Origin of the sequence: Rhizobium sp. L9 (assembly GCF_002531885.1) — a bacterium.
Classification (GTDB): domain Bacteria; phylum Pseudomonadota; class Alphaproteobacteria; order Rhizobiales; family Rhizobiaceae; genus Rhizobium.
This window is the reverse complement of record NZ_NWSZ01000002.1, coordinates 293,592-303,027: the sequence shown is the minus strand read 5'-3', so window position 1 is coordinate 303,027 and position 9,436 is coordinate 293,592. Positions and strand designations below refer to the sequence as shown.

10 protein-coding genes and 1 pseudogene are annotated in these 9,436 nt (G+C 58.7%); 6 read left to right on the top strand and 5 right to left on the bottom strand.

The window, feature by feature from the left end; translation table 11 throughout:
• Positions 1-246: NAD-dependent epimerase/dehydratase family protein (locus tag CO660_RS01940; protein ID WP_141504772.1), on the bottom strand; the 246-nt coding region annotated here is incomplete at its 3' end.
• A gap of 258 nt (positions 247-504) precedes the next feature.
• Between CO660_RS01940 and CO660_RS01935 the strand changes: the two genes are divergently transcribed.
• Positions 505-1,461, top strand: coding sequence for an endonuclease/exonuclease/phosphatase family protein (locus tag CO660_RS01935; protein ID WP_097597121.1), 957 nt, complete (start codon positions 505-507; stop codon positions 1,459-1,461).
• A 24-nt stretch (positions 1,462-1,485) separates the two neighbouring features.
• Here the strand turns inward: CO660_RS01935 and CO660_RS01930 are convergent, their stop codons facing one another.
• The 3 genes from CO660_RS01930 to CO660_RS01920 all read right to left on the bottom strand — a co-directional run bounded on the left by CO660_RS01930 (position 1,486) and on the right by CO660_RS01920 (position 4,818).
• On the bottom strand, positions 1,486-1,791 hold the full coding sequence (locus CO660_RS01930; RefSeq protein WP_097597120.1) for a hypothetical protein: 306 nt from the start codon (positions 1,789-1,791) through the stop codon (positions 1,486-1,488).
• Between the two features lie 134 nt (positions 1,792-1,925).
• On the bottom strand, positions 1,926-3,353 hold the full coding sequence (locus tag CO660_RS01925) for a mannose-1-phosphate guanylyltransferase/mannose-6-phosphate isomerase (RefSeq protein ID WP_097597119.1): 1,428 nt from the start codon (positions 3,351-3,353) through the stop codon (positions 1,926-1,928).
• 40 nt (positions 3,354-3,393) lie between these two features.
• Positions 3,394-4,818: a phosphomannomutase gene (locus CO660_RS01920; protein ID WP_097597118.1), complete on the bottom strand. Its 1,425-nt coding sequence runs from the start codon at positions 4,816-4,818 to the stop codon at positions 3,394-3,396.
• 230 nt (positions 4,819-5,048) lie between these two features.
• On the opposite strand from CO660_RS01920, the gene ung reads away from it, so the two are divergent.
• The 3 genes from ung to CO660_RS01905 all read left to right on the top strand — a co-directional run bounded on the left by ung (position 5,049) and on the right by CO660_RS01905 (position 7,434).
• Positions 5,049-5,750, top strand: coding sequence for a uracil-DNA glycosylase (ung, locus tag CO660_RS01915; protein WP_097597117.1), 702 nt, complete (start codon positions 5,049-5,051; stop codon positions 5,748-5,750).
• 135 nt (positions 5,751-5,885) lie between these two features.
• Positions 5,886-6,818 (top strand): VOC family protein, encoded by a 933-nt coding sequence (locus CO660_RS01910; RefSeq protein ID WP_097597116.1) that lies wholly within the window; start codon positions 5,886-5,888, stop codon positions 6,816-6,818.
• A gap of 10 nt (positions 6,819-6,828) precedes the next feature.
• The gene (locus CO660_RS01905; protein ID WP_097597115.1) at positions 6,829-7,434 is read left to right on the top strand and encodes an alpha/beta hydrolase; all 606 of its coding nucleotides are present in this window, start codon (positions 6,829-6,831) and stop codon (positions 7,432-7,434) included.
• Positions 7,435-7,638: 204 nt separating this feature from the next.
• On the opposite strand, the gene CO660_RS01900 is transcribed toward CO660_RS01905, so the two are convergent.
• Positions 7,639-7,881 (bottom strand): KTSC domain-containing protein, encoded by a 243-nt coding sequence (locus CO660_RS01900; RefSeq protein ID WP_064804427.1) that lies wholly within the window; start codon positions 7,879-7,881, stop codon positions 7,639-7,641.
• Positions 7,882-8,253: 372 nt separating this feature from the next.
• Here CO660_RS01900 and CO660_RS33690 point away from each other — a divergent pair.
• Positions 8,254-8,553 (top strand): annotated as a pseudogene (locus tag CO660_RS33690) (hypothetical protein); the annotation flags it as partial.
• Positions 8,537-9,328: a metallophosphoesterase gene (locus tag CO660_RS01890; protein WP_097597114.1), complete on the top strand. Its 792-nt coding sequence runs from the start codon at positions 8,537-8,539 to the stop codon at positions 9,326-9,328. The pseudogene CO660_RS33690 and the gene CO660_RS01890, both read left to right, overlap by 17 nt.
• Positions 9,329-9,436 lie beyond the last annotated feature (108 nt).

The following is a 9,436-nucleotide window of genomic DNA, read 5'->3' as shown; positions in this document are numbered from 1 at the left end:
ATGGATCAGGATGTCAGGCGCGGCCGCGGAGACTGCCGCTTCCAGCGCCGGCCGGTCCTCAAGCATTGATATGACAGCCCGGAAGGCCGGAAACTGAGAGAGTGCAGCGTGGCGCATCTCTTTGAGCTTGACGTTGTAATAAGGAGTGAGGCCGTCGAAGCCTGTCACCTCATGCCCTTCCTGCAACAGGCGCCTAGCCAGATGAAAACCGATAAAGCCGGCAGTACCTGTAATGAAGTAGCGCATTCCCACCTTTTCTCGGCTCCCTGCCGACGGCAAAAGCCGATTCCGTAAAATGGCACCCACTTACAGGATAAAAAGAGGCCGAGTCGATAGGCCATTGAAAGATAGCACCTGACGCGGCGCTGCTGTCGTCGTTTCCAGACGTTATGCTGCATTGCACCATAATGGCTTGCATGTTATGGGCGGCGGTCGTCTTGAGCATGATGCCGAAATGGTTGAGCGGTTTCGGGCGACATCCTGTTCAGGCGAGACCAGGGATTGATGAGAAACACAGTTTATTGGATTCTCTCTGCGTTTCTGACCCTGGCCATTGCGGTCGTGTCGCTGCGCTATCTCACGAATTTCTGGCTGCTCTCCTTCATCTACAGTTTTCAGATCCATCTCGGCCTCACATTCGCCGCCGCCAGCCTCGTCATCCTGGTTGTCAGAAGACATGCTTACGGCTTTGCCCTTCTGCTTGTCTCGCTGCTCCTCACGGCGCACGGCGTTATCATGCTCCGTGAATTCGCCGGGGACGACAGGGGAACGGGAACGGCGCCGCTTTTCCGTCTGATGTCGTTCAACGTTGCGATCGATAACTGGAAAAATTCGACCGCCATCGCGGATATGGTGATCGCTTCGAATGCCGATGTCGTCAATCTGCTCGAAGCCAAGCCGCTGACGTTCCATCTGCAGCGATTGTTCAAGGTCTATCCGTATCATATCGGTTGCGACAACGGCAAAGACAGCTGCGATACGCTGGTGCTATCGAAACGCCCGTTCGTGACCCGCCAGGTTGCGAGCATCGGCAGCTTGCGGAAAGACAGGCTGGTCGCAGCGAGCGTCGATTTTGGCGGGCATACCATCAATCTCGTCTCGGCCCATCTCACCAAACCCTATTTCGACGACTACCAGATAGAAGAGCTGGATGATCTCAGCAACGCGCTTGATGCGATCTCAGGTCCGCTGGTGCTGTCCGGCGATTTCAATTCGTCGTCGATCGCTCCCAGCATTCAGGCTCTCCTGCGCAAGCAGAAGCTGAAGACTATGGCGCCCGAACCGGCGACATGGCCGATCGCCGCCGGTCGGTTCGGTATTGCCATCGATCACATATTCGCGCGCGCGCCCCTTCATCTGACGTCGTTGAAGCGCCTCGACGACAATCTCGGCTCCAACCATTCAGGGCTGATCGCCGAATTCGTTGTCGATAAGAGCGGCGAGACGGCGCCGGCACGATAACAGGCAAGATAAGCCGGGCTGAAATTAGAATCTGGTTCGGCCGCCCTTGCGGTCGATCATCTGAAAATTCTTGCCGTCAGTCTTCACGTTGACGCAGTCGGTCGACTTATCGGGAAACCGGACACAGACCTGGCCATTGTTGATCTTGTAGCCATTCTTGCTGCCCTCGCGATATTCATAGCCGTTGCTGCTTTCTTTCAGCTCCGACGTGCCGGGCAGATGCTGTCGGATTTCCGCCTCGCTTGCGGCGCGCATGTTCGCCGTTTGGGCAAAGGTCATTGCCGGCAGCAGGATTGAAAGAAATCCGGCGAGGGCGGGCAGGGTACGCATCAGAGGACATCTCCTGTCAGGTCTGTCGGCTCATTCATTCTACGAGAATCCCGGCAGGGAATTCAACAGGGATGGTGGGCATGCCGCGAGCGCCGGCGGGCTGACTTGGCCCGCCGGCCGTTCCGACGCTTGGCTTACGTTCTTCCGAATTCGTCGACGATGCGGATGATATCGTCCTCGCCGAGATAGGAGCCCGTCTGAACTTCGATGAGCTCGAGAACGATCTTGCCGGGATTGGCGAGACGATGGACTTCCCCGAGCGGGATATAGACGCTTTCGTTCTCACGCAGCATCTGCACATTGTCGCCGATCGTCACCTCGGCCGTTCCCTTGACGACGACCCAGTGCTCGGAGCGATGGTGGTGTTTTTGCAGCGAAAGCTTCTTGCCCGGCGTGACGAAGATGCGCTTCACCTGAAAGCGGTCGCCGTTGAAGATAGAGGTATAGCCGCCCCACGGTCGGTAGGATGTCGGATGCGTTTCGGCAAATTTCGCCGTCGCCGAGGAGGAGGCCAGCATCTTGACCAATTGCCCGACGTTCTGGCTGTCCTTGAGTGGTCCGACATAGACGGCGTCTTCGCTGGCGATGACGGCGACATCCTCCATGCCTTGGACGGCAAGGTGCACGCCATGGGTCATGACCAGCGAGTTGCGGGTATTGACGACGGTCGTGTTGGCGGCGGCGACATTGCCGTTATCGTCGCGTTTGCCCGATTTCCAAACGGCATCCCAGCTTCCCATGTCCGACCACCGGAATGGCGACGGGACGACCGCGGCCTTCGACGTCTTTTCCATGACCGCATAATCGATCGATATATCCGGGCTCTTGGCGAAATGGTCGGCATCGAGGCGGGTGAAGTCGAGATCGCGGCTTGCCTTGGAAACAGCCTTGCTTGAAGCCTTCAGCACCTCGGGCGCATATTCCTGCAGCTCGGCAAGAAGTTCCGTCACGGGGAACATGAAGATGCCCGAGTTCCAGTAGAAGCCGCCGTCGGCGAGCATCCGCTGGGCTTCATCCAATGCCGGCTTCTCGACGAAGCGGCTCACCTTGTGAGCGCCATTGTCAAGCGCATCGCCGATCTCGATATAGCCATAGCCCGTCGCCGGCTCGGTCGGGTTGATGCCGAAGGTGACGAGCCTGCCGTCGGCCGCCGCCTCGCGAGCGATGAGGATACAGTCGAAATAGCTCTTGTCGGCGAGGATTTCATGATCCGAGGCGAGCATCTGGATGATCGTGTCCTTGCCGAAGAGCTCGGCGGCGAGCGTCGCGGCAGCGGCGACCGCTGCGGCGGTGTTGCGGGCAACGGGCTCGAGCAGCACGGCGGCGAGCGGAATGGCAAGTGCGCGGGCCTGCTCGGCGACCAGGAAGCGGAACTCCTCATTGGTGACGACGATCGGAGCTTCGTAGAGCTCGGGATCGGAAACGCGTTCGAGCGTTTCCTGAAACAGCGTCTTATTACCCACGAATTGGATGAATTGTTTCGGCGCGGTCGCACGGGAAAGCGGCCAGAGCCGCGTGCCTTTGCCGCCGGCCATGATCACGGGAACGATTTTCTGCGTCATAGGCGGGTTCCTTGAAATAGACGACCTTACTGGTTGCATGTCAGCGGGCGGCTGCCCAGCCTCTTATTCTGTTGAGACCGGCGTGCAGCAGGTCGAGAGCTGCAGGCTCGCTGCCGGCTTCCACGTAGCAGCGCATTTCCGGCGCATTGCCGGATGGGCGGAAATGGATGATCCGGCCGTCCGTCAGTGTCATCCGAAGCCCGTCAATATCGGATTTGGTCGCGACAGCGCCGATCGGCTGCAGGAAAGAACGGAGATTTTGATCCGAGGCGCGCAAGTGTTGCATCAGCGCGGCGCTCGTCTCCACCGGGAAATTCTCCAGACGATCGGCAGCGGCGAAGGGCAGCTTATAGGAGGTCGCAATGGCAGAGAGCGGCTGCCTGCGAGCGGCCGCAAGCGACAGGACTGCGAGCATGGGAATAAAACAATCGCGCGTCGGCAGGGCGCGGACGTTCTGCCCGTTGACATCGAAAGGGCTGGCGGTCAGCAAACCGCCATTGGCCTCAAAGCCCATGACCCGATCGTCGCCGGCCGCCACGGCCTCTTCCATGCCTGTTATGACGAAGGGAGAGCCGACACGGGTGCGCTTGACGGCGAAGGAGCCCGCGACCTCGATGCCGGAATTGGAGGTGACGGGCGTCACCACGATGCGAGCTCCCAAGAAATTGGCTGCTATAAGGCCGAGGAGGTCGCCGCGCAGTGGCGTGCCGGTTTCGTCGGCGACCAGCGGGCGGTCGCCGTCGCCATCGGTCGAGACGATTGTATCGAAGCTGTGATCGGAGACCCAGCGCTTCATCAGCGTGATGGTCTCCTCGGAAACGGCTTCTGTATCGACCGGAATGAAGCTATCCGAACGCCCGAGAACGGTGACCTCAGCGCCATAATGGGCAAGAACGTCGACCAGGAGATCACGGGCGACGGTGCTGTGCTGGTAGACGCCGATCTTCAGGCCGGACAACGCGCCTTGCGGAAGCAGGGCCGTATTGCGTTCGAAAAAGAGCTGTCGACAGATCGCCTCACGATCTTCCATCGCCGCTGGCGCCTGGATCACCGCTTCGCCGCTTTTCTCGATTTCGGCCGCCAAGGCGGTAATCGCAGCCTCGTCCGATTTGTCAATCTCGCCGTCCGGACGGTAGAACTTGATGCCGTTGCGGTCCGCCGGAATATGAGAGCCGGTTATCATCAGGCATGCGGCCTTGCTTTCAAGACCATAAAGAGCAAGGGCTGGCGTCGGGACATTGCCGCAGTCGAAAATGCGGAAGCCGAGCGCGGCAAGCGCGCCAGCGCAATTGCCCGAGATTTCGGGGCTCGAATCGCGAAAGTCGCGGCCGATCAAAATGACGTCGCCGGTCTGTGCCTTGCCGCTTTTCAGCAGATATTTGCCGAACGCCATCGCGTAGAGAGCCGAGGCGCGACCCTTGAGATCCACTGAAAGTCCGCGAAGGCCGCTCGTGCCGAATTTCATTTGAAGAGGTGTCTCCAGTTTACAATCAAGGTTCTACTCAGGCCGCCTGCCGGCGTAAATACCGAAGCCATCATATAGTTAAACACGAACGACGATGCCTCGGACAGCCTCTCGCAGTCTTCTCTCGCCGATCCTAAAGACGTAGACCCATTGCCGACAGGCATTGCAGCGTAGATCGATTTTGTTAGAACCGTGTGTCCATTGTTTCGTCCTATGCTGAAGGGTTCTTGATGAGCGATACATCCGTCAGTCTCGATGAGAGCTGGAAGGCCGCGCTTGCGGGGGAGTTTTCAAGCCCCTATATGCAACAACTCAAATCCTTCCTCGTCGCGCAGAAACGAGTGGGCAAGCGGATCTTCCCGAAGGGCAGCGAATATTTCCGCGCTCTTGATCTGACGCCGATTGCCAATGTCAAGGCCGTCATCCTTGGACAGGATCCCTATCACGGGCTGGGGCAGGCCCATGGCCTGTGCTTCAGCGTCCGGCCGGGCGTGCGCATACCGCCCTCGCTCGTCAACATCTACAAGGAGATGGAGACCGATCTCGGGATATCGCCGGCGCGTCACGGCTTTCTCGAACATTGGGCAAGGCAGGGCGTGCTTTTGCTGAACAGCGTGCTGACGGTCGAGGAAGGGCAAGCGGCCGCTCATCAAGGCAAAGGGTGGGAGCGCTTCACCGATGCCGTTATCGGCAAAGTCAATGACGAATGCGAATCCGTCGTCTTCATGCTCTGGGGCTCCTATGCCCAGCGCAAGGCCGCCTTTGTCGATACGGCGCGGCATCTGGTGCTCAAGGCGCCGCATCCCTCGCCGCTTTCCGCCCACAACGGCTTCTTCGGCTGCAAACACTTTTCCAAGGCGAATACCTTCCTCCAGTCCCGCGGGCGGGCCCCGATCGACTGGCAATTGCCGGCAGATCCTCACGGTGCCTGAAGTGAACGCGGCCCGGTCTTTGTTCACTAATAGTAGACAATGCGTTTTGGTCTCAGGGTCTATTCCGGAGGCCGGGTGAGGCGCATTTATGATCCATGAAAAGCCCGCGAAAGGCGGGCAAGAAAGGGGTCTCACATGCTCGATCAGATCAAGGGTCTGCACCACGTCACGTCGATGGCGGAGGACGCCCGCACCAACAACCAGTTTTTCACCCATGCGCTCGGCCTGCGTCGCGTCAAGAAGACGGTCAATTTCGATGCGCCTGATGTCTACCACCTCTACTATGGTGATGAGACCGGTGCGCCCGGCACGATCATGACCTATTTCCCGTTCCCGAAGATGGCGCAGGGCCGCCCCGGCACCGGTGAGGTCGGCACGACGGTATTTTCCGTCCCGCAAGGTTCGCTGGGCTTCTGGAGTGACCGCTTCGCTACGCTTGGTCTCGGCGGCCTGAAGGCTGAGGAAAGCTTCGGCGAAAAGCGCCTCAACTTCTCCGGCCCGGATGGCGACGGCTTCGCGCTCGTCGAGGTCAAGGACGATGACCGCCAGCCGTGGACGCATGGCGGCATCAGCGAGGATCACGCCATTCGCGGCTTCCACTCCGTTGCCTTGCGGCTGAGAGACGAGGGCGCGACAGCCGAACTCTTGAAATTCATGGGTTATCAAGTGAATGAGGAGCGGGATGGCATCAAGCGGCTGATCAAGCCTGACGGCAACGGCGCGCACCTCATCGACCTTGAGACGATGCCGAACATTGCCCGCGCGCTTCCCGGCGCCGGCTCCGTCCACCATGTCGCCTTTGCCGTCGAGAATCGCGAAAAGCAGCTCGAAGTGCGCAAGGCGCTGATGGATACCGGCTATCAGGTCACGCCTGTCATCGACCGGGATTATTTCTGGGCGATCTACTTCCGCACGCCGGTGGGCGTTTTGTTCGAGGTCGCGACCAATGAGCCCGGCTTCGACCGTGACGAGGACACGGCCCATCTCGGCGAAGCGCTGAAGCTGCCGCAGCAGCACGCTCATCTTCGCGCCTTGCTCGAGCAGCATCTGCAGCCGCTCGAAGCGTAAGGAGGGCAAGATGACCGAAACAGGCTATGTGCACCGGCTGCATGCCGGTGCACCTGACAAACCTATTCTGCTCGTGCTGCACGGCACCGGCGGCGATGAAAACCAGTTCTTCGATTTCGGCCGACGGCTGCTGCCCGAAGCAACGGTTCTTTCGCCGCGCGGCGATGTTTCCGAATATGGCGCGGCGCGGTTTTTCCGCCGCACAGGGGAAGGGATCTACGACATGTCCGACCTCTCACGCGCGACGGAGAAGATGGCGGGCTACGTCAAGGCATTTGCCGACGAATACCGGGCTTCTCACATTCTCGGCCTGGGTTTTTCTAACGGCGCAAATATTCTTGCCAATGTGCTGATCGAAAAGGGCATCTTCGACGCGGCGGTTCTGATGCATCCGCTCATTCCGTTTCAGCCCGAGGCTCGCTCGACGCTCGCGGGAAGAAAGGTGCTGGTGACAGCCGGGCAGCGGGATCCGATCGCTCCGATTGCGGTGACCCAGGCGCTGTCTGCGCACCTGGAGGGCCGGGGCGCGGAGGTCAGGACGGTCTGGCATGCCGGTGGGCACGAGATCGCGCCATCGGAGATCAATGCGGTTGGCGACTTCCTCGGCGGCTATTGACCTGTGCCAGCATTAGTGGACAAGACAGCAACCGGGGCCGGCGAATGCCGGCCCCGCATCATTGCTGCAACGACGATCATGGCGTCGTTGATCGACAAATTATCCAAAGCGCGTCGCGATCTTTCAGATTCGCTCCTTGCGCTTTAGGTCCCCGATTGCGCGTGTCGTTGCCGCAAAACCGCAGCGCAGTTCTGCGCGACATGCTTATGGGCGATGAGGATATTTGCCTCTTATCGCCTTCATGTAAAAATTCCCCGGTGATTCTGCCATCGTCAAACCGACGACGACGCCTTTGGGGACTCCTTCATATTCTCGTCTCTGACCGTTGGTCAGATAGACCCGTAGATGCCGGCTGTCTTCGTCGTAGCTGATCGCCTCGATAAGTTTCGAATCAACCGCAGTTTCCACTTTGCACCCCGCAGTTTTGGATCTGAGATTCCTGATCAAGAATTGTCATTCACGCTCGCACTGCACCATATTTATGCGGCGTCGAAGGGTCGTCAAGCGTGATCTGCTTTAACGTTCATTTTTTCCGGTAGCCTCTCGCTAGAGTTGATATGTGCAGCTTTTTCGAAGTCCTCACCTGTGGAAAGTCAATCGTTTCGAGTTCTTCCAGGCGTGGAAATATTGGATGACACAGCTGAACGTGAAAGAATCGAACCGGTAGACATAAGTTTAACCAGTGGTTAAGCATCATGTAATAAAATACAACCTGTTATTAATCGCGATGTCTTCCCAACTATGGATAAGTACAGAACGCCGATTTCCGCGGCAGCCGTTTTGCTATCGCCGGTGAGCTGCGGCGCTTCGCACCCAGGGGAAGATACGCAGGAGACCCTTGCGCTTTCAATCGCGAGCTACAAGGATGGACCGTCCCCGTTGCTTGATGTGGGAGCGCAGCGTTCTGTAGCGACCGCGCAGGCGAGCCTGGCGCGCGCGGTTCAGCAAACCGCGAAGGATCATGTCGTTCCGAATATGGCAAGAGGTCGCGGCTACATTGTCGACGCCGCGATCAGGCCAACTTCTTATGAACACTGCGATTCGTGCCATTGCAGCGATAGATGGGAAATCGATCAACCCGCCACGCGGTCGGGTCTCATAAATGGGTTACATGTCTAATTATCTAGGACGGTGGCGACAACAGATACCGATGCTGGCCGGCAATCGTAAGCAGCGCGCTCGGCTGACCTTTGCCGAAGGCGACTTCGCTGCGGTCTACGCCATGAGCGATGTTCACGGATGTTACAACGAACTCCTCGACGTACATCGCCGTATCGAGGAGGACGCAGCACGCATTCAGGGGCCGAAACTCATCGTCATGCTCGGCGATTATGTCGATCGTGGACCGGATTCAAGCGCGGTTCTGGAGTTCCTGAGCAAGAACCCGCCGCCAGGATTTCAGCGCTTGGTCCTTTGCGGCAATCACGATGCTGAGTTGGTGAAGCTCTATCGCAAACCGGCGGGTATTCTCGAATGGCTGGGTTTCGCCGGGACGGAGACGCTGCACTCATACGGCATCGATATCGAGCATCTCCTGCAGTCGGCGGCCGGAAACGAAACGATCGCCCGCGTCATTCGCAATATGATACCCGAGCGGCATATCCAGTTCCTCGAATCGTTGCCAATCATGGTGCGAATGGGCAGGGTGGTGTTTGTGCATGCAGGCGTCAGACCCGGCATCGATCTTGAGAAACAAAAAGACAGCGACCTCATGTGGATCCGGCAGCCCTTCCTGGACGAGGGACCGCAGCTTCCTGTCCTCGTGATCCACGGACATACTCCGGGGCGAGCCCCGACATTCGGTCCGCAACGCATCGGCATCGACACCGCGGTTTCGGCGACGGGCCGGCTGACCGTACTGACCATCAAGGGGACGCGGGTAGGGCTGCTTTAGAGCTTCGGACGCTCAAAGGACCCGCTGCCCTCCGAATCCCCGTGTCGTCCTTTTCGAAAATCAATTCCGATCTTTAAGCCGATACGCTGGGCGAAGAGAGCGTGGCGC

What these genes read in the sequence shown, in the direction of transcription:
- CO660_RS01935 (WP_097597121.1), top strand. Translation starts at nt 505, where the DNA reads ATGAGAAACACAGTTTATTGGATTCTCTCTGCGTTTCTGACCCTGGCC.
- CO660_RS01930 (WP_097597120.1), bottom strand. Translation starts at nt 1,791, where the DNA reads ATGCGTACCCTGCCCGCCCTCGCCGGATTTCTTTCAATCCTGCTGCCG.
- CO660_RS01925 (WP_097597119.1), bottom strand. Translation starts at nt 3,353, where the DNA reads ATGACGCAGAAAATCGTTCCCGTGATCATGGCCGGCGGCAAAGGCACG.
- CO660_RS01920 (WP_097597118.1), bottom strand. Translation starts at nt 4,818, where the DNA reads ATGAAATTCGGCACGAGCGGCCTTCGCGGACTTTCAGTGGATCTCAAG.
- ung (WP_097597117.1), top strand. Translation starts at nt 5,049, where the DNA reads ATGAGCGATACATCCGTCAGTCTCGATGAGAGCTGGAAGGCCGCGCTT.
- CO660_RS01910 (WP_097597116.1), top strand. Translation starts at nt 5,886, where the DNA reads ATGCTCGATCAGATCAAGGGTCTGCACCACGTCACGTCGATGGCGGAG.
- CO660_RS01905 (WP_097597115.1), top strand. Translation starts at nt 6,829, where the DNA reads ATGACCGAAACAGGCTATGTGCACCGGCTGCATGCCGGTGCACCTGAC.
- CO660_RS01890 (WP_097597114.1), top strand. Translation starts at nt 8,537, where the DNA reads ATGGGTTACATGTCTAATTATCTAGGACGGTGGCGACAACAGATACCG.